At 74.9% G+C, this 19,263-nt stretch carries 17 protein-coding genes, 1 tRNA gene and 3 pseudogenes; 8 read left to right on the top strand and 13 right to left on the bottom strand.

What is annotated here, in order from left to right; all coding sequences use genetic code 11:
* Positions 1-101: 101 nt before the first annotated feature.
* Positions 102-1,619 (bottom strand): trehalose-6-phosphate synthase, encoded by a 1,518-nt coding sequence (locus tag REH70_RS16890; protein ID WP_310749090.1) that lies wholly within the window; start codon positions 1,617-1,619, stop codon positions 102-104.
* A 98-nt stretch (positions 1,620-1,717) separates the two neighbouring features.
* Here REH70_RS16890 and REH70_RS16885 point away from each other — a divergent pair.
* Positions 1,718-2,326, top strand: a pseudogene (locus tag REH70_RS16885) (serine/threonine-protein kinase); the annotation flags it as partial.
* Here the strand turns inward: REH70_RS16885 and REH70_RS16880 are convergent.
* On the bottom strand, positions 2,248-2,553 hold the full coding sequence (locus REH70_RS16880; RefSeq protein WP_310754481.1) for a hypothetical protein: 306 nt from the start codon (positions 2,551-2,553) through the stop codon (positions 2,248-2,250). The pseudogene REH70_RS16885 and the gene REH70_RS16880 sit on opposite strands and share 79 nt — an antisense overlap.
* 192 nt (positions 2,554-2,745) lie before the next feature.
* On the opposite strand from REH70_RS16880, the gene REH70_RS16875 reads away from it, so the two are divergent.
* From REH70_RS16875 to REH70_RS16860, 4 genes and pseudogenes are all read left to right on the top strand, one after another.
* Positions 2,746-3,789, top strand: coding sequence for a hypothetical protein (locus REH70_RS16875; protein ID WP_310754479.1), 1,044 nt, complete (start codon positions 2,746-2,748; stop codon positions 3,787-3,789).
* Between the two features lie 61 nt (positions 3,790-3,850).
* Positions 3,851-3,924 (top strand) — tRNA-Thr (locus REH70_RS16870).
* Positions 3,925-4,351: 427 nt separating this feature from the next.
* Positions 4,352-5,227: pseudogene (locus REH70_RS20875) on the top strand (endo alpha-1,4 polygalactosaminidase); the annotation flags it as partial.
* Between the two features lie 50 nt (positions 5,228-5,277).
* A complete protein-coding gene (locus REH70_RS16860) occupies positions 5,278-5,769 on the top strand; it encodes an endo alpha-1,4 polygalactosaminidase (protein ID WP_310749086.1) in 492 nt (163 codons plus the stop codon).
* A 36-nt stretch (positions 5,770-5,805) separates the two neighbouring features.
* On the opposite strand, the gene REH70_RS16855 is transcribed toward REH70_RS16860, so the two are convergent.
* Positions 5,806-6,639, bottom strand: a complete 834-nt coding sequence (locus REH70_RS16855; protein ID WP_310749084.1) for an SGNH/GDSL hydrolase family protein — start codon at positions 6,637-6,639, stop codon at positions 5,806-5,808.
* 40 nt (positions 6,640-6,679) lie between these two features.
* Entirely contained in the window at positions 6,680-7,330 is a 651-nt protein-coding gene (locus REH70_RS16850) for a uracil-DNA glycosylase (RefSeq protein ID WP_310749082.1), read from the bottom strand.
* Between the two features lie 131 nt (positions 7,331-7,461).
* Between REH70_RS16850 and REH70_RS16845 the strand changes: the two genes are divergently transcribed.
* Positions 7,462-7,767, top strand: coding sequence for a DUF3263 domain-containing protein (locus REH70_RS16845; RefSeq protein ID WP_310749080.1), 306 nt, complete (start codon positions 7,462-7,464; stop codon positions 7,765-7,767).
* Between the two features lie 156 nt (positions 7,768-7,923).
* Positions 7,924-8,397, top strand: a complete 474-nt coding sequence (locus tag REH70_RS16840; protein WP_310749078.1) for a LytR C-terminal domain-containing protein — start codon at positions 7,924-7,926, stop codon at positions 8,395-8,397.
* 45 nt (positions 8,398-8,442) lie between these two features.
* On the opposite strand, the gene REH70_RS16835 is transcribed toward REH70_RS16840, so the two are convergent.
* A complete protein-coding gene (locus tag REH70_RS16835; protein ID WP_310749076.1) occupies positions 8,443-10,020 on the bottom strand; it encodes a glycoside hydrolase family 15 in 1,578 nt (525 codons plus the stop codon).
* A gap of 314 nt (positions 10,021-10,334) precedes the next feature.
* On the opposite strand from REH70_RS16835, the gene groL reads away from it, so the two are divergent.
* Positions 10,335-11,966, top strand: a complete 1,632-nt coding sequence (gene groL / locus REH70_RS16830) for a chaperonin GroEL (protein ID WP_310749074.1) — start codon at positions 10,335-10,337, stop codon at positions 11,964-11,966.
* A gap of 83 nt (positions 11,967-12,049) precedes the next feature.
* On the opposite strand, the gene REH70_RS16825 is transcribed toward groL, so the two are convergent.
* From REH70_RS16825 to REH70_RS16790, 8 genes and pseudogenes are all read right to left on the bottom strand, one after another.
* The gene (locus REH70_RS16825; protein ID WP_310749072.1) at positions 12,050-12,313 is read right to left on the bottom strand and encodes a DUF4031 domain-containing protein; all 264 of its coding nucleotides are present in this window, start codon (positions 12,311-12,313) and stop codon (positions 12,050-12,052) included.
* Positions 12,314-12,323: 10 nt separating this feature from the next.
* A complete protein-coding gene (locus REH70_RS16820; RefSeq protein WP_310749070.1) occupies positions 12,324-12,614 on the bottom strand; it encodes a WXG100 family type VII secretion target in 291 nt (96 codons plus the stop codon).
* Between the two features lie 89 nt (positions 12,615-12,703).
* Entirely contained in the window at positions 12,704-13,648 is a 945-nt protein-coding gene (locus REH70_RS16815) for a hypothetical protein (RefSeq protein WP_310749068.1), read from the bottom strand.
* Between the two features lie 20 nt (positions 13,649-13,668).
* Positions 13,669-14,570 (bottom strand): annotated as a pseudogene (locus REH70_RS20870) (sensor histidine kinase).
* Between the two features lie 638 nt (positions 14,571-15,208).
* Positions 15,209-15,949: a response regulator transcription factor gene (locus tag REH70_RS16805; RefSeq protein WP_310749064.1), complete on the bottom strand. Its 741-nt coding sequence runs from the start codon at positions 15,947-15,949 to the stop codon at positions 15,209-15,211.
* 125 nt (positions 15,950-16,074) lie between these two features.
* Complete coding sequence (locus REH70_RS16800; RefSeq protein ID WP_310749062.1) at positions 16,075-16,803, bottom strand: PspA/IM30 family protein; 729 nt, start codon at positions 16,801-16,803, stop codon at positions 16,075-16,077.
* 113 nt (positions 16,804-16,916) lie between these two features.
* Entirely contained in the window at positions 16,917-17,375 is a 459-nt protein-coding gene (locus tag REH70_RS16795; RefSeq protein WP_310749059.1) for a hypothetical protein, read from the bottom strand.
* A gap of 17 nt (positions 17,376-17,392) precedes the next feature.
* Complete coding sequence (locus tag REH70_RS16790) at positions 17,393-19,051, bottom strand: TPM domain-containing protein (RefSeq protein WP_310749057.1); 1,659 nt, start codon at positions 19,049-19,051, stop codon at positions 17,393-17,395.
* Positions 19,052-19,263 lie beyond the last annotated feature (212 nt).

Raw genomic sequence — 19,263 nt, 5'->3', positions numbered from 1 at the left:
CTTCGCTGACACAGGCGAACACAGGTGCCGGCTTCCATTGCCGGTACCTGCGGCCCGGGGACATCCTGCCACACCGGCGGCTCGGCGTGACCCGCGCCACCTCACCGTGCCAGCTCACCCGGTGCGACGTCGTCCGCGAACTCCTCGTGCCGGGCCTCGCCGCCGCGCGGGTCGGCGTCGGAGCCGGGGTCGCCGGCGGCATCGGCCAGCGGGACCGCCCCGAGCACCGACAGGAACGACCGCGACCACTTGGCGACGTCGTCCTCGAGCACGCGCCGGCGCAGGCGCCGCATCCGCTTGCGCTGCTCCCGGGGGTCCATCTCGACCGCCTGGACGATCTTGTCCTTCATGCCGTCGATGTCGTGCGGGTTGACCATGACCGCACCGGTGAGCTCGTCCGCGGCACCGGTGAACTCGGACAGCACGAGCACGCCGCGGTCGTCGGACCGGGCGGCGACGTACTCCTTCGCGACGAGGTTCATGCCGTCGCGGAGCGCCGTCACGAGCATGACGTCGGCCGCGAGGTAGAGCGCCGCCATCTCCTCGGGCGGGTAGGAGTGGTGCAGGTAGTGCACGGCGGGGTGACCGAGGTGCCCGAAGTCGCCGTTGATCCGCCCGACGAGCAGCTCGACGTCCTCGCGCAGCTGCTGGTAGGCGCCGACGTTCTCCCGGCTGGGGCTCGCCACCTGGACCAGCGTCGCCTCCGGGACGGTGAGACGGCCGTCCTCGACGAGCTCGCCGAACGCCTTGACGCGGTGGCGGATGCCCTTGGTGTAGTCGAGGCGGTCGACGCCCAGCAGCAGGATCCCCGGGTTGCCGAGCTCCTCGCGGATCTCCCGGGCACGCTGCTGCACCTCGGGGCTGCGCGCGAGCTGGTCGAAGTGGTGGGAGTCGATGGAGATCGGGAACGCCGCGGCGCGCACGTGCCGCTCGACCCGCCCGTCGGCTCCGGTGACCGTGATGACCTGGCCGCGCGTGGTGAGGTCCGTGAGGCGCCGCACCGCCCGCACGAAGTTGGCGGCGTCGGACGTGCGCTGGAAGCCGATGACGTCGGCGCCGAGCAGTCCCTCGACGATCTGCCGGCGCCACGGCAGCTGGGCGAAGATCTCCAGGCCGGGGAAGGGGATGTGGTTGAAGAAGCCGATCCGGATGTCCGGGCGCAGCTCGCGCAGCATGGCCGGGACGAGCTGCAGCTGGTAGTCGTGCACCCACACGGTCCCGCCGGGCGCGACCTGTGCGGCCGCGGCCTCGGCGAAGCGGCGGTTGACCCGGCGGTACGCGTCCCACCACTGCCGGTGGTAGGCCGGCGCGGTGATGACGTCGTGGTAGAGCGGCCAGAGCGTGTCGTTGGCGAAGCCCTCGTAGTAGAGCGTGATCTCCTCGGCGGACAGCGTCACCGGGACCAGGCGCATGCCGTCGGCGTCGAACGGGTCGTGCGCCAGGTCCGGCGCGCCCGACCAGCCGACCCAGGCGCCGTCGGCGGCCTGCATCATCGGCTCCAGCGCCGTCACCAGCCCACCGGGGGACCGCGTCCAGCTCAGCTCGCCGGACTTGTCCACCGTGAAGTCCACGGGCAGCCTGTTGGCCACCGCCACCAGGTCGTACTCGCCTGCGCTCACCGGTTCACCTTCGACATGGGTTCGAGGCTATCGGGCCGGGCGACGGCTCTGCGCGGCGAAGCGGACGTCACCGGCCGCGCCCCGGCTACCGTGCAGCCATGGATCACGGCGGCCCCGCACCGGGCTCGGAGGTCGGCGGGTACCGGATCGTCGCGCCGCTCGGCTCCGGCGGAATGGGAACGGTCTACCGGGCGGTCGACGGCGGTGGGCACCCCGTCGCGCTCAAGGTGCTGCACCCGCACGTCGGTGCCGACCCGGCCGCCCGGGACCGGCTGCGCCGCGAGGTGGCCGCCCTGCAGCGGTTGCGGCACCCCGGCGTCGCCGCCGTGCTGGACGCCGAGGCCGACTCGACCGAGGCCTTCGTGGTGACCGAATTGGTGGACGGGCTCACGCTCGAGCAGCACGTCCACCGGGGCGGGCCGCTGGCCCCGGTGGAGGTCGCCGAGCTCGCGGCCGGCCTGCAGGACGCGCTCGAGGCCGTGCACCAGGCCGGCGTCGTGCACCGCGACCTCAAGCCGTCCAACGTGATGCTCACCCGCGACGGCCCGGTGCTCATCGACTTCGGCATCGCGCAGTCCGCGGAGGACACCCGCGTCACCTCGGCCGGCTTCGTGGTGGGCACGCCGGGCTACCTCGCCCCCGAGCTCCTCGCCGACGAGAACCCGTCCCCGGCGACGGACTGGTGGGGGTGGGCCGCCGTGCTCGCGTTCGCCGCGACCGGGCGCGCGCCGTTCGGCACCCGCCCCTGGGACGCGGTGATCGCGCGCACGAGGGCCGGCGACGTCGACCTCGCCGGCCTCGCGGACGGCGTCGCCGAGCCGCTGCGCGCCGCCCTCGCGCCGGAGCCGGGGCGACGGTGGGCGCCCGACGACGTCACGGCCGGCCTCGAGGCGGCAGCGGTGGCGGTGCCCGCCGCGCCGCCGACCCAGGTCATCGGCGCTCCGACGCCGACCCCGGCGCCGCCGACTTCGGGGCTGCCGACCCCGGGGCTGCCGACCCAGGCGCTGCCGGCCGGGCACAGCGGGGGCAGGACCGGGACGAGGGCGCGCCGGGGTCCACCCGGGCCCTGCCCCGGGACGGATCGACACGGGTCGCGCCGGGGCCGGACGACGCCCGCACGACGACGATGCCCGCGGCCGGCGCTGCCAGCACGGCGGCGATGCCCGCGGCCGGTGCCGCGAGCACGGCGGCGATGCCGGCGGCCGGTGCCGCGAGCACGGCGGCGATGCCGGTCGTCGAGGGCGGTCCCACGCAGGTGGTGCCGCGCGGTGGACGGCCGCCGAGCGTCGTGCCCGCGAGCGCCTGGGCTGGTGACGCCCACGAGCACCATGCCGACGAGCGCCATGCCGACGAGCGCCACGCCGACGAGCACCATGCCGACGAGCACCGCGCCCACCACCGCGACGCGGAGCGCGGCGGGCGGGGCGGTGAGGGTGCGCCGTGGGGCCGATCCGCGGGGGCGTACGTCGGGGACGACGTCGCGCCCGGTTCGTCCGGGGCCCACGCGTGGGGCCCGCCGACGGGTGCGGCCCTGGACGCCGAGCCCGAGCCGTGGGTGGCGTCGCCGCCGCGGCGCCGGACCGGGTCGGTGCTCGCGCTGGGGATCGCCACGGTGGCGGCCGGGACCCTCTACCCCGGGGTCACGCTCGTCGTGCTCGTCGTCACGCTCCTCGTCCTGCGCACCGTCGGGGTCGCCGGTGAGGCGCTCGACCGCCGGCGCGAGCGCCGCGGAGGGCCCGCTCGCGGCGACGTCGCCCGCGTGGTCGGGGCGACGCCGTGGCACGGGCTGCGCGCCGCGGTGGGCCTGCTCCCGTCGGTCGTGGTGGCCGCCAGCGCGGTCGTCGTGGTCGGTGGCGTCCTGTGGTGGGCGCTCCAGACCGACCGGCTCGTGGTGTCGCTCGGCGGCTCCGAGGGCAACGGCCCGCGGGCCTACGCCGCGGTGCTGGGCCTGGCCACGCTGCTCGCCGTGCTCCTCGTGTGGTTCGGGCCGCTGGGCCGCTTGACCCGGGCAGGGGCCCGGCGAGCCCTCACGGCCGTCGCGCCGGGGTGGTCGGGGGCGACGGTCCTGGTGGCCGCGGCGCTCGCGGTGGCCGGTGTGCTCGTCGTGCTGCTCCTCACGGGTCAGCCGACGACGTGGGGTCCGCTGCCCGGACCGCCCGACCTGCGGTGACGGCCCGACCGCTTCGGTAGGCTGGCGCGCGGGTCGCCCGTCCACGGACGGGCGACGACCCGCCTCCTTAGCTCAGTCGGCCAGAGCACCTGTCTTGTAAACAGGGGGTCGTCGGTTCGAATCCGACAGGGGGCTCAGCACTGGCGGCCGGCACGCCGCCGCGGGATCCTCGGGGCGGTCGTGCACGACGCGATGACGCGATGACGCGGAACCCGTCCGAGGCTCGCCCGTCACCGGCCGGACGTCCGGCCGGTCACCCGACGACCCAGCGAAGGCGGACACCGTGCCCCGACCCCGAACCCGGCCCCGAACCGACCCGCGGCCCCTCACCCGCGCGCTCGCGACAGCCGCGGCCGTGGTGGTGATCTCCACGGCGCCGATCGGGGCCGCGACCAGCGCGACTGGTTCGACCGGGACGGCGGCCAGCCTGCAGGGCGTCCTCGCCGGTCCGGCCGGCACGGAGGCCCGCAGGACCGCGACTGCGACCGACAAGATCACGGCCGTCACCACGCTCGTCGGCGGGCAGCGGATCGTCTCCGGCACGGGCAGCCACCGGTTCGTGATGCAGGGTGACGGCAATGCCGTCGTCTACGACGCGAGCGACAGGGCGCTGTGGTGGTCCGGCACCCACGGCAACCCGGGTGCCTTCCTGGTCCTGCAGGACGACGGGAACCTCGTCGTGTACTCGTCCGCGGGCCGACCCCTGTGGTTCAACGACCAGCGCGGCGACCGGACGACGCTCGTCATGCAGCACGACGGGAATCTCGTCCAGTACGACCGCACGGGCCGGGCGCTCTGGTGGACGCAGCGCACCGTTCCCGCCTCCGCCCCCGCCCCCGCCCCCGCTCCTGCGCCCGCTCCCGCGCCGGCTCCCGCCCCCGCCCCCGCGCCGAGCGCGCCGTCCGGTGGGCAGGTCCGGGTCGGCCAGGTGCTGCAGGCCGGCCAGCAGGTGTCGTCCCTCGGCGGTGCGTACCGCCTGGTGATGCAGGGCGACGGGAACCTCGTGGCGTACGCGTCCACCGGACGCGTGCAGTGGGCGGCGCGGACGCAGGGGAACCCCGGTGCCCGCCTCGTGTTCCAGGCCGACGGCAACGCCGTCGTGTACTCGCCGGCCGGACGTGCGTTGTGGCACGCCGGTACCCACGGGCGCGGTGGGGACCGGCTGGTCATGCAGGACGACGGCAACCTCGTTGTCTACACCGCCGCGGGTGTTCCGGTCTGGAACACCGGTCCGTACCGTGCACCTGTGACGCAGCCCTCGTACTCCGCCCCGCCGGCTCGCTCGACGTTCTACTGGCAGCTCCAGGGCGCCGTCCCGACGGACCGGCCCGAGGCGGTCCACGACGTCGACGGGTTCGACACCTCGGCCGCGGCGTTCGCGAGGCTGAAGGCTGCCGGCAAGTACACCGTGGCGTACTTCTCCGCGGGGTCCTTCGAGGACTGGCGACCCGACGCGGGCGCGTTCCCGTCCACCGTGCACTCCGGGGGTTGGCCGGCTGGGAGGGCGAGACGTGGCTCGACGTCCGGCAGGTGTCGGTCCTCCGGCCGATCATGGAGGCACGCGCGGACCTCGCGAAGGCCAAGGGTGCGCAGGCGATCGAGTGGGACAACATCGACGTCTACCTGCAGGAGGACTCGGGGTACGAGGGGCAGATCACCGCGGCGCACCAGGTGGCCTACGTCCGGATGCTGGCGGACATCACCCACGCCCGTGGCATGGCAGCCGTGTACAAGAACCTCCCCGAGCTCGCGGGGCAGCTCGAGCCGTACTTCGACGCGGCCATCGCCGAGCAGGCGTACGAGTTCAGCGAGGTCGACCCGTACATGGTGTTCCCGCGCAACGGGAAGGCCCTGTGGGTCGTGGAGTACCGGGGCAGCCTGGACTGCGCCGATGCGGCACGGCGTGGCATCTTCCTGGCCCGCTACCCGCGCGACCTCGACGGCCCGCCTGTCCAGGCGTGTGCGGGGTCGGTGCGCTGACCTCCGTCGTCGCCCGGGCGGCGTGGACCGTCCGGCTCAGCGGACCGGTCGCGGCTCGGGGCGCTTGGGCACCCGCTGGTCGCCGGAGGACCGGCCGCGCAGCCGGCGGGTCGCCCACGGGTAGGCGTGGGTGCGCAGCCAGGCGGCGTCGGCCCGGGCCTGGTCCAGCCGCGGCACCCGCGGCCGCGGGGCGAGCGGGTCGTCCCACGACGCGTCGCTGGCCGGCTGTCCCAGCGCGACGAGCGCTGCCTGGGCGACCCGGGCGTGCCCGTCGGTCGTCAGGTGGATCCGGTCCTCGGCCCACATCCGCCAGTCCCGCACCGACCGCATGCCCCACAGATCGAGCACGAAGGCGTCGTGGCGCCGGGCGATCGACCAGATGTGGCTGTTGTACACGGCGACGCGGCCGCGCGTCCGCCGCACGATCGGGCTGTCCTTGGCATCCACCCCGGTGCCGAGCAGCACGTCGGCACCGGTGGCACGCAGCCGCGCGACGGCGTCCTCGAGCGCGTCGGCCATCCGGTCGGGGTCGGCCGCCGGCCGCAGCATGTCGTTGCCGCCGCCGATGAGGGAGACGAGGTCCGCGCCGAGCTCGAGGGCGACCGGCACCTGCTCGGTGAGGATCGGCCGCAGCAGCCGACCACGGATCGCGAGGTTCGCGTACTCCAGCGGCGCGGCGCCGTCGGCGACCCGGCGCTCGGACAGGTGGGCGGCGAGCATGTCGGCCCACCCCCGCTGCGTCGACGGGTCGGACGGGTCGGGGTCCCACAGCCCCTCGGTGAAGGAGTCGCCGAGGGCCACGTAGCGGGACCACCGGGCGGCGGGCGGCGTCGTCGGTGGGGGCGCGTGGAGGGTGTCGAGATCGCTCACGCGTCCATCATCGCCCCGCCGTCGCGCGCGGCGAGCCGGATCAGGGCAGCGCCCAGTCCACCGGGTCGGCGCCCTGCGCGACGAGCAGCTCGTCGACGCGCGAGAAGGGGCGCGACCCGAAGAAGCCGTTGCGCGCCGAGAGCGGGCTCGGGTGGGCGCTCGTCACGGTGGGGACCGAGCCCAGGGCCGGCGCGAGGGACTGCGCGTCCCGGCCCCACAGCACCGCGACCAGCGGACCGCCGCGCTCCACGAGTGCCGCGATCGCGCGGTCAGTCACCGCCTCCCACCCCTTGCCGCGGTGCGACGCCGCGGCGCCGGGTCGCACGGTGAGCACCCGGTTGAGCAGCATGACCCCGCGGTCCGCCCACGGGGAGAGGTCACCCGTGCTGGGGCGCGGGCAGCCGACGTCGTCGGTGAGCTCGGTGAAGATGTTGGCGAGCGACCGCGGCACCGGGCGCACGTCTGGCTGGACGGAGAAGGACAGCCCCATCGCATGCCCCGGAGTGGGGTAGGGGTCCTGCCCGACGACGAGCACGCGGACCTGCGCCATCGGACGCGTGAACGCGCGCAGCACGGCCGGACCGGCCGGCAGGTACCCGCGGCCGGCGGCGACCTCGGCGCGCAGGAAGTCGCCCATGGCGTGGATCTGCGGCTCGACGGGGGCGAGCGCATCGGCCCAGTCCGGGGCCACGAGGTCGCGCAGGGGGTCGGTGTCACGGCGCCGAGGCTATCCGCCACGGCGGCGCCACGCCGGGGCGAATGACACCCCTGTCATTCGCCCCGTACCCTGGCGACGGACCGTCAGCAGCACCGGGAGGACCCATGGAAGCGACCGCAGCGGCGCCCCGCACGCAGGACGCGCCGGGGGGCGACGAGCTGTCCGAGCGGGACCAGCAGGTGCTCGCCTTCGAGCGGCAGTGGTGGAAGTACGCCGGCGCCAAGGAGCAGGCCGTCCGCGAGCTGTTCGACATGTCCGCGACCCGGTACTACCAGGTGCTCAACGCCCTCATCGACTCCCCGGCGGCCCTCGCGCACGACCCCATGCTCGTCAAGCGGCTGCGCCGGATGCGCGCCTCCCGCCAGCGCGCACGCAGCGCCCGGCGGCTCGGGGGCGACGCCGAGGGCTGACGGACGAGCGGCTACCCTGTCGGCCGTGACCAAGGGCGAGTACCCGTACCCTCCCGACGAGTTCGACGCCGTCGACCCGTCGGCCGGGCCCCAGGGGTACATCGCAGGCCGCGGTCGCGCTGGGCCGCGGTCTGGCCGTTCCTCGCCGCGCTGGCCGTGGCCGCCGCCCTCGCCCTCGTCGTCGTGAACCTCGTCTGGGGCGAGCGCACCCCCACGCCGTCCGCGCAGGGGACGGGCGTCGTCGTCGGTGCTGACGAGGCGCCCGCCGACGACACCGGCGCGGACGACCCGAGCAGCCCGCCCGTGGCGGAGCCGGAGCCGACCGCCGCCCCGGTGCCCTCGCCGGAGCCGGACCTCGAGGTGCCGGTCCAGGTCCTCAACGCCACCTCGGTGGTCGGACTGGCCGCGAGGGCGGCCGAGCAGCTCGAGGACGCGGGGTGGACCCAGGTGTCGACGGACAACTACGCGGGCACCCCCGTGCCGTCGTCCCGGGTGACCTACGCCGCGCCGGACCTCGAGGTGTCCGCACGCGCGGTCGCGGACGTCCTCGGGATCGAGACCACCGTGCTCGCCCGGGGTGGCGCGGCCGACGGCGTCGTCGTCGTGCTCGAGCAGGACGTCACCGGCTGACGTCCCACGGACGGGTCGGACGACGCGTCCTGCCGGTCGGCCGGGTCACCGGGCGGCGTCGTCCAGCGTGTCGAGGGCCAGCAGCACGCACGCGGCGCTCCACGCGAGCGGGGCCACCGCGGCGGGGGAGCCGTCCGCGAGCACCTTCTCCGGGATCGCCCCCGACGCTGTCCGGTGGTCATCCACCCAGCTCAGCCACCGGTCGGCCTGGGCCGCGTCGCCGGCGACGGCGGCCACCCACCCGTAGAGCGTCGTCTGCGGGGTCCAGGAGATGCCGTCGTCCTTCCACCCGGCCCCCGGCGCCAGCCCGCCCGCCGGGCGGGCCATCGCGACGGCGGACGCCCGCCACGCTGCCTCCGCACCGGGGAGCGCCACGGGCTGGAACGGCGGCAGGAGGAACGCGCTCGCGGCGTCCGCCTCTCGCCCGTCGGAGTACCGGGCGAAGTTCGGGCCGAACTCGCGCACGACGGCGTCGGTGAGCGCCGCGGCGCGCTCCGTCGCGATCGCGGCCGCGGCGACGTCGCCGAGCGTGGTGTACACGGCAGCCGCGCCGTGCAGGCCCGCGAGCAGCGGTGCGACGGTGCCGAGCGTGAGTCGCGACTCCCCGACCTCCCAGTAGTCGCTCGACGGCGGCGGCAGGACCCCGCGTCGGTCGGTGAGGTCGAGCGCGTGGTCCGTCGAGCGGTCGACGAGCGGGCGCAGCGCGCGGGCGGTGGCACGCCGCTCGGCGTCGTCCGGGATCTCGGCGAGCACGCCGGCGGTCGCCCACAGCGCCCAGCCGGTCCCGTCGGTCTGGAGGCCGCGGTCGTCCGGCGGGCCGGAGCCGTCCGGCAGGTAGCGCGCCTCGAAGGACCCGTCGCGGTGCTGCACGCGATCGAGGAACTCGAGGATCTCGACCGCCTCGGTCACGTGGCCGGTCCGGGCGAGGGCGAGCGCGATGAAGGAGGAGTCGCGCGGCCACACGTACCGCCAGCGCGGTGACCAGCCGGCGACGGCGGCGCCGTCGTCGAGCAGGAGGGCGCGCACGTCGAGCAGGGCGTCCTGCGCCAGGTCCTCGTAGGGCCCGCCCGCCCCGGGGACGGTGCCGGCGGCGAGCCACGCCCGGGCCTCGTCGGCGAGCGCGTCGGCGCGTGTGGTCTCGGCGCGGGACGCGTCCGGCCCGGGGTCGACCACGCGGGAGCCGGCCAGGTACACGGCGGGCTCACCGGCGCGCAGGAGGGTGGGCGGCGTCGACGGTGCGGCAGCCGCGAGCCCGTCCGAGTAGAGGCGGATGAACGCGGGGTCGTCGGCGTTCGCCCAGGGCGAGCGCGGGTCGGTGAGCAGGAACGGCGAGGCCGCCATGACGAGCGTGACCGCGGCGGTGCCGCAGCGGCGGGCCCACCGCCGCGAACGGCCCGGTGCGGCGATGGCCGACGCGAGAGGTGCGGTGGCCGCCGGTGCGTCAGGTGCGGTGGCGGGCGGTGCGAGAGGTGCGGCGGCCGCCGGTGCGTGAGGTGCGGGCGATGCGGCTGCGGCGGACGGCGCGGCGTCGGCAGACGCCGGGGCGACCCCGGACGTCGGGGCGACCCCGGACGCGACGGCGGGGGACTCGCCGCGGGTGCGCTCGCCGGTGGGTGCCGTCACAGTCGTCGAGGGTACCGACCGCCGACGCGCGGCAGGGGCGGATGCTGCCGCCCGGGTGAGGTGGCCGACGGGTACGCCGCGCGCGAACGCGCTCGTCCAGGACGGCGGTCGCGTCGCCGGCGCGGGATGCTCGGCCTTGCACTCTCCGGGTGAGAGTGCCAACAATGGGGTTAGCACTCTCGGTACGAGAGTGACAGAACCGCAGGGCCGACCGGTGAGGTCGGGCAGAGCCGGGACATGACCGGTGACGCCTGGACCGTCCGTCGCGGGCGCCGGCCCGGCCCATCCGCAGCACAGATTGAGGACACACACCGATGGCCAAGATCATCGCGTTCGACGAGGACGCCCGTCGCGGCATGGAGCGGGGCATGAACGCCCTGGCCGACGCCGTCAAGGTCACGCTCGGCCCGAAGGGCCGCAATGTCGTGCTCGAGAAGAAGTGGGGCGCGCCCACCATCACGAACGATGGTGTGAGCATCGCCAAGGAGATCGAGCTCGAGGAGCCGCTCGAGAAGATCGGCGCCGAGCTCGTCAAGGAGGTCGCCAAGAAGACCGACGACGTCGCGGGTGACGGCACCACCACCGCCACCGTGCTCGCCCAGGCGCTCGTCCGTGAGGGCCTGCGCAACGTGGCCGCCGGCGCGAACCCGATCGCGCTCAAGCGCGGCATCGAGAAGGCCGTCGAGGCCGTCACCGAGCAGCTGCTCAAGGCCTCCAAGGACATCGAGACCAAGGAGGAGATCGCCGCGACCGCGGGGATCTCGGCCGGCGACCCGGCGATCGGGAACCTCATCGCCGAGGCGATGGACAAGGTCGGCAAGGAAGGCGTCATCACGGTCGAGGAGAGCAACGCTCTCGGCCTGGAGCTCGAGCTGACCGAGGGCATGCGCTTCGACAAGGGCTACCTCGCCGGCTACTTCGTCACCGACCCCGAGCGCCAGGAGGCCGTCCTCGAGGACGCCTACGTGCTGCTCGTCGAGTCCAAGATCTCCACGGTCAAGGACCTGCTGCCGCTGCTGGAGAAGGTCATCCAGGCCGGCAAGCCGCTGCTCATCATCGCGGAGGACGTCGAGGGCGAGGCCCTGGCCACGCTCGTCGTCAACAAGATCCGTGGCACCTTCCGCTCGGTCGCCGTCAAGGCGCCCGGCTTCGGTGACCGCCGCAAGGCGATGCTGCAGGACATGGCCATCCTCACCGGTGGCCAGGTCGTCTCCGAGACCGTCGGCCTCAAGCTCGACACGGTCGGCCTCGAGGTCCTCGGCACGGCGCGCAAGGTCGTCGTGACCAAGGACGAGACCACGCTGGTCGAGGGTGGCGGCGACGCCGACCAGATCGCCGGTCGCGTCACGCAGATCCGCGCCGAGATCGAGAACTCCGACTCGGACTACGACCGCGAGAAGCTCCAGGAGCGCCTCGCCAAGCTGGCCGGCGGCGTCGCCGTCATCAAGGCCGGCGCGGCGACCGAGGTCGAGCTCAAGGAGCGCAAGCACCGCATCGAGGACGCCGTCCGCAACGCGAAGGCGGCCGTCGAGGAGGGCATCGTCGCCGGTGGTGGCGTCGCGCTCATCCAGGCCGGCAAGCTCGCGTTCGAGGGCCTCGTCCTCGAGGGCGACGAGTCGACCGGTGCACGCATCGTGCAGCTCGCCATCGACGCCCCGCTCAAGCAGATCGCGATCAACGCCGGTCTCGAGGGCGGCGTCGTCGCCGAGCGCGTCCGCAACCTCCCCGTCGGGCACGGCCTGAACGCCGCGACCGGCGAGTACGAGGACCTGCTCGCCGCCGGCATCAACGACCCGGTCAAGGTCACCCGCTCGGCGCTGCAGAACGCGGCGTCCATCGCGGCGCTGTTCCTCACCACCGAGGCCGTCGTGGCCGACAAGCCGGAGAAGAACCCGGCGCCCATGGGCGGCGGCGGCGACGGCGGCATGGGCGGCATGGACTTCTGATCCACGCTCAGCTCTGCTGACGAACGACGGCGGGCCGGTCACCCTGGGGTGGCCGGCCCGCCGTCGTCCGTTCGAGGCGCCAGTCAGCGGTCCCGGGCGCGCACCCGCAGACCCGACGCCCGCAGGCGTCGGACGAGCTCACGGGTGCCCACCGGCTCCGCGCCGAGCTCCACCAGGCGGGTGTGCTGCTCGTCCGGCACGTCGTAGTGGTCACGGTCGAACCCGCGGCGCGGGATGCCCGCAGCGGCCGCGAAGGCGTGCAGCTCGTCCAACGACGTGTCGCTCACCAGGTGCGACCACAGCCGTCCGTGCCGTGGCCACAACGGGGGGTCGACGAGCACAGCCATGCCGGGCAGATTACCGACCGAACAATCGGGACACCTGCTGCTCGGCGTCCGCGTAGGACGTCGCCGCTGTGCCGAGCGCCACCGTGATCGCGTCGAGGGACTCCTCGACCCGCGCCTGCGTCACCGCCCAGTCCGCCATGACGGCGCCGAAGGCGGTCGCGGCACCACCCCGCCACACCGTCTGCAGGTCCGCGAGGTGGCGCATCATCGCGCCGACCTCCGTGCGGATCGCCCCGGTGGACGCGCGCACCGCTGCGCTCGCCGCCGCCACCTGCGCGCTGTCGACCTCGTACCTGCTCATCGCGTCCTCCCTCGGTCCGGACGTCGGACGCTAGGTATCCCCGACGGCGCCGGGCGCCGCGCCACCCGCGGACGGGGGACGGGCAGCGGTCAGCGACGCCCGAAGGTCGGCAGTCCGCGCCGGGGCCGTCGGTCGTCGGCCGTGGGGGTCGCGTCGCCACCCGCCGACGCGCCGGGGGTCGCCCGGGGCTCGGCCGCCGTCGGACCCGGGACGCCCGCACCCGCACCGGCGGCGGCGTCGTCGGACGCGGACGCCTGCCCGGTGGCGGTGGCCTCGTCGGTCGGCGTCGATCCCGGCGTCGATCCCGGCTCCGGCTCCGGCGCCGGCTCCGGTGGCGTCGCGGCGTCGATCGCGGCGAGCTCCTTGTGGATGCGGTGCAGCTCGGCAGCGACGTTCTGCCGGGCGGAGCCCTCCCAGGCCGTGCCGAGCGGGCTGGTGAACAGCGCCGGCCGCTGCTGCAGCTTGGTCAGGATCGCGCTGCGCGCACGCAGGTAGTCCTCCACCGGCACGTGCGCGTACTCGGCCCGCACCTCCTTGAGGTAGGCCTTGTAGCGCTGCGGCTCCGCGGCGAGCACTGCGAGGTCGGCGTCGCACAGCACCGCGCAGTCGAAGTCCCCCGGGACGGCCAGGTGCCGCGCGAGCGCGGTGACGAGCTGGGCGACACGCCCGGCGTTCCGCTCCGGGACCCCGAGCTGGGTGAGCTCCGCCCGGGCGAGGTCCGCGCTCGCGACCTCGTCCTCACCACCGCGGTTCGCGTACGCGGCCTTCTCGGCGGCGTCGAAGATCGCGCCGTGGTACCAGGCCGCGAGCCGGACGAGGTCCGGCTCGTGCGTCTCCTCGGCGAGCTCGTCGACCCGGGACAGCACGTGCACGAGGTGCTTGAGGTTGTGGAAGTGCCGGCCGGGCTCGGACCACCGGTCGAGGAGCCGGCCTCCCACGGTGCGGATCTCCTCCGCGGAGGCCGTCGCACCGGCCTCCTCACAGCTGCGGGACCAGGCGGACAACAACCACTGCGGCGCGTCGTAGACGCCCATCGGAACCTCACGGACCAGGGTTACGGACGCGCCATCGTAGCCCCGCCGGTGCCGGTCGCCGCGTCGCCCGGACGGGTCACGGGGAGCTCGACGTGGACCGTGGTCCCGCCGCCGGGGGTGGGGTCGATCCGCACCGTGCCGTGGTGGGCGCCCACGATCGCGGCGACGATCGCCATCCCCAGCCCGGCACCGCCGCCGGACTCCCGGGTACGGGAGGTGTCGACGCGGTAGAACCGCTCGAACACGCGGGCGGCCTGCTCGGGGGGATCCCCGGGCCCTGGTCGCTCACCTCGAGCACGGCGGCGCCGTCGCCGACCCGGCCGACGCGCACCTCGACCGGCGTCCCGGGCGCGGTGTGCCGGACGACGTTCCCTGTGAGGTTGGCGAGCACCTGACGCAGGCGGTCCTCGTCGCCGACGACGACGCACGGGGCGAGCCCCTGGTCGGCGGCGCCGGGCAGCGGGACCAGCCGGACCGGACGCCCGGGGTCGAGCGCGTGCAGGTCGCTCACCGCGTCGGCGGCGAGGACGGTGAGGTCGACCGGGTCGGCCCGCAGGGGCCGGCCCTCGTCGAGCCGGGCCAGGTGCAGGAGGTCCTCGACGAGCCCACCCATCCGGGTCGCGGAGTCCTCGATGCGCCGCACGGTGTCGTCCATCTGGTCCGTCGAGGTGATGGCGCCCATCCGGTACAGCTCGCTGTAGCCGCGGATGGTCGCGAGCGGCGTGCGCAGCTCGTGGGACGCGTCCGACACGAACCGGCGCATGCGCTCCTCGGACTCAGCACGCTCGGCGAACGCCCGCTCGATGTGCCCCAGCATCGTGTTGAGCGCGTCACCCAGCCGGCCGACCTCGGTGGACGGTGGCTCACTGGCCACGCGCCGGCTCAGGTCGCCCGCGGCGATCGCGGCGGCGGTCGCCTCCATCTGCGCCAGCGGGCGCAGCGAGCGGCGCATCGCGACCCAGCCCGCGAACGACCCGAGGACGATGACCGCGAGACCGGTGACGAGGAGCACGGTGCGCATCTGGTCCAGAGTCCGCTCGACGCCGGTGAGCGGGAGCGCGACGGCGACCGTCACGTACTCGCCCTGCGCGACCGCGGGCAGGAGCACCGCGCGCCACCCCGTGCGGCCCTGCGCCGAGGGGACGGTGAACGGCACCTGCGCGCCGGCGGCGACCTGCGCGGCCGTGCGGGGCTGCAGGTCCGGGGTCCCGGCGCCGGTGGTGTCGGCGGTGGCGAGCACCCCGAGGCTCGTGCCGTCGGCGGCGAGCACCTCGATGTAGTAGTCGCTCGGCAGCGTCGTGGCGTCCCGGCGCTGCCCCCACATGTCCTGCCCGCCGGGGCGGCTCGCGACGTCGAGCAGGGGCTGGGCGTACGTCTCGAGCTGGGCGTCGACCTGGGCCAGGAGGTTGCGCCCCAGCAGCGTCATGGCGGTGACCCCGGTCGCGGTGAGGCCGAGCAGCAGGACGGTGCACAGGATGGCGACCATGCGCGCGCCGAGCGGCACCGCGCGCAACCGGTCGGCGACCCGCTCCCGCGCGCTCGCTGCGGCCGACGTGGGGGTCACGCGGCGCCGGGTGGCAGCCGCAGCACGTAGCCGACGCCGCGCTTCGTGTGCAGAAGCGGTGTGGGGGCGTCGTCGCCGGGCCCGGCGGGGGCGTCGATCTTGCGCCGCAGGTAGGAGATGTAGGACTCGACGATGTTGGCGTCGCCGCCCCAGTCGTAGTCCCACACGTGGTCGAGGATCTGCGCCTTGGACAGCACCCGGCCGGCGTTGACCATGAGGTAGCGCAGCAGCTTGAACTCGGTGGGGGACAGGTCGATGCCGCGGCCGGCGCGCCGTACGTCGTGGCTGTCCTCGTCGAGCTCGAGGTCCGCGTACCGCAGGACCGCGGTGTCAGACTCCTCCTGCCGCGCCTGCGTCCGCCGCAGCACCGCACGGATCCGCGCGACGACCTCCTCGAGGCTGAACGGCTTGGTCACGTAGTCGTCACCGCCCACGGTGAGGCCGGCGACCTTGTCGGCCGTCTCGTCCCGTGCGGTGAGGAACAGGACGGGCACGTGCACCCCGGCGTCCCGCAGCCGTCGAGTGACGGTGAAGCCGTCCATGTCGGGGAGCATCACGTCGAGCACGAGCAGGTCCGGGTGGACGTCGCGGGCCAGGCGCATGGCGGCGTTGCCGTCGCCTGCGGCGTGCACCTCGAAGCCGGCGAACCGCAGCGACGTCGCGAGCAGGTCGCGGATGTGGGGCTCGTCGTCGACGACGACGAGCCGCGCCTCGGGAGTGGTGGTCGACGCGGGCATGGGTCCAGTGTGGCCGCGCAGTCTGGGAGTTCGCTGAGTGCGCTGAGTGCGCCGGACGCCCCCGGTCGACGGCATGAGCCGTGACCCGGGGGCGTCCGGTGCGTCGGGTGTGTCGCAGCCGGGCGTCAGACGCCCGCGGAGCCGCCGCCCTTGAGTGCGGCGAGGCGCGCAGCGACCTCCGCGTCGACCGAGTGGTCCTCGAGCTCCTCGAACTGGGCGTCGAGGGACGACGCCTGCAGCTCGGCCTGGCCCGCGACGCGCGCCTCCTCACGGCGGACCTTGTCCTCGAACCGCGAGACCTCGCTGGTGGGGTCGAGCACGTTGATCGACGCCACCGCGCCCTGCACCTTGGCCTGCGCCTCGGCGCTCTTGGCGCGCGCGACCAGGGTGTCGCGGCGGCGGCGCAGGTCGCTGAGCTTGTCCTTCATGCCGGCCAGGCCGGACTTGAGCTTCTCGACCACCTCGGTCTGCGAGGCGATCATCGGCTCGGCGTCCTTCGCCTCCTGCTCGAACGAGATCTGCTTGGAGAGCGCGATCTTGGCGAGGTTGTCGAACTTGTCCGCGTCCGTGGTGTTCCCCTGGCTGCGCAGGGTGTCCGCGCGCGAGGACGCGGCTGCGGCCTTGCCGCCCCACTCCTGTGCGGCGGCGATGTCCGCCTTGTGGTCCTGCTCGGCGAGGCGCAGGTTGCCGATCGTCTGCGCGATCGCGCTCTCGGCCTCCGCGATGGAGTTCGTGTAGTCGCGGATGAGCTGGTCCAGCATCTTCTGCGGGTCCTCGGCCTTGTCCACCAGTGCGTTGATGTTCGCGCGGGTGAGCTGGGTGATGCGTCCGAGGATGGTCTGCTTCTCGGTCATGGGCGTTGCCTCTCGTCCGTCGAGCCGGTCGCGGCGCCGGGCGGCACCGCTGTCCTACGTCGTGGTGGTCCCTGCGGCGGGTGCGCGGTGGTGGGCGCCGAGGACCGGGTACGTCAGAAGTCGCCACCACCGCCTCCGAAGCCTCCGCCACCGCCGCCGAAGCTGCCACCGCCGCCGCCCCAGCCGCCCCCGAAGCCTCCGCCTCCTCCGCCGCCGAAACCGCCACCGCCGCCGAAGCCCCCGCCGCCACCTCGCAGCACGCTGTCGAGGAGGATGCCGCCCAGGATCAGGCTGCCGGCGTTCCCCCCGCCGAACCCGCCGCCGCGGCCACCACGGCCGCCGAAGCCACCCGGGCCCCCGTAGCGGTCCTGCTCGAACTCCTCGACGTCCTGCTGCGCGATGGCCTGCGCCGTGCCGGCGAGCGAGTCGGCGCGGCGGACGTGGTCGAGCCCGCGGACCGGGTCGGTGCGCTGGGCCTGCTCGGCCTCGCGCAGCAGGCGCTGCGCCTCGGTGATGCGGGTCCGAGCCTCGGGCCCGACGGCGCCGCGTCGGGTGTCGATGTAGTCGGACACCGCACGCACCCGTGAGCTCACCGGTCCCAGGGCGTCGCGCAGCTGGGTGCGGGCGCGCTCGGCCTGCTCCGCCTGACCGCGAGCGGGCTCCAGCGCTCGGTCGAGCTCGGCCTCCGCCTCGCGCAGGTCGTGCAGGACGGCGAGCGGGTCGCTCCCGGATCCCGCGGAACGCGCGGCGTCACGCACCCCCGCGCGTGGGTCGCCGCCGCCTGGACCGCCGGGTCGCGCGGGGCGAGACGCGCGGCGTCGTCGAGGTCGGAGCCGAGCGAGGCGATCCCGGACGCGATCGCGGCGGACGCGCCGGCGAGCTCGGTCCCCGCGCGATCCACGGCCTCGAGCAGGTGCACGGCCTGCTCGACGGCGTTCTCCGCGGTGCGCGCGGCGACGACGGCGGCCGCACGGTCGCCGTCGGTCACGGACTGGCGGCCCTGCTCGACCGACTCGCGGGCGGCGTCGAGCAGCTGCTCGGCCTGCTCGGGGTTGCCGGCCACCGACGCCAGCGCCGAGGCCGGGTAGGTCCGACGCAGCGCCTCGAGCGCCTGGGCCGCCGCCGGGATGCGGGCGGCCACCTCCCGAGCGCGCTGCTCGGTCTCGTCGAGCACCTCGGGGGCGCGAGCCTGGACGTCCCGCAGCTCGTCGAACGCCTCGGTCTGCTCCTCGATCGCGGTGCCCGCACGCTCGCACAGCTGCAGGATCTGCGTGAGCATCGTCCGGCGCTCGTCGTCGGTCTCGGGGATGTGGTCGTCCAGGCGCTGCCGCAGCGTGAAGGCGGCCAGGGCGTCCTTCTTCGCGGCCGCAAGCACCTCGGTGAACCGGCGGGTCGCCTCGACACCGAACTGCGCCTGGGCGAAGCCGAGCTCCTGCTCGGACCCGCGCAGAGTGTCGTCGAGCCGGACGAGCGCGTGCGACGCACGGGTGTTCAGCGTGTCCAGGTCGACCGGCGGCGGCGGTGCGCCGGGGCCGGTGGGCCTCTGGTCGGACGTGCGGGACCGGGACCGGAACGATCGGAACAGGAGGAAGGCACCCACCGCGACCGCGCCGAGCAGCAACCACGTCAGGCCGCCGCCGCCGGACGAGGTCGCCGCCGGCGTCGTCGTGCCGGTGCCGTCCGTGCCGGGAGCCGGACCGGGGGCCGGTGCTGCGCCGGTGAGCGCGGCGCCCAGCGCGTCGGCGGTCGCGACGACGGCACCGGACCAGTCGTCGGCGGACAGCTCGGGCTCGAGCGCGGTGCGGCGGATCTGGCTCTGCGCCGTCGCGCTCAGCCCGAGAGCGTTGGGCACCGCGAGTCCGTACTTGCGGTCCTCGACCGCGACGGCGAGCAGCACGTCGTCCGACCCGATCCCGGACCGCTCGGCGCTCGCGATGCTCCATTCGTCTCCCTCGGCGCCGCTGAAGTCGTCGACGTAGACGACGTACAGCTGTACCCCGGCGGCCTGCTCGAGCTCCTCCTGCGCGGCGGTGACGACGGCCTCGTCGAGCACGCCCACCTCGTCGACGAGCTGGCTGTCCACGTCGAGGGGCGGCACGGCACCCGCAGGCGGCGCGACCACCACGGCAGTCAGCGCGGCGGCGAGCACGGCGGGGATGAGGCGGCGGTGAGCGGGACGGCGACCTTCCCGAGGGCCGAACCCACCGGCGGTGCGTCGGGTGCGGTGCGCGGGGGCTGGTGAGGTCACGGGCTCGATCCTTGCCCGCCCGCCGGTGGGGCGCAACGTCGACTCCCCGCGGCGGGTCACGCGCGAACCGCCGTCCCGGCACCGCTCGCACGGTCGACGGCGCCACGACGACCTGCGGCATTCATTCGTACGCCTGGCGTCGCCCATTCGTACGCCTGGCGTCGCCGCGACGACCTGCGGCGGTCGTAGGGCTGGCACCGGGGCGAGGACCA

Source organism: Cellulomonas sp. ATA003, assembly GCF_031582905.1.
GTDB lineage: Bacteria > Actinomycetota > Actinomycetes > Actinomycetales > Cellulomonadaceae > Pengzhenrongella.
This window is presented reverse-complemented; position numbering and strand designations above follow the sequence as displayed.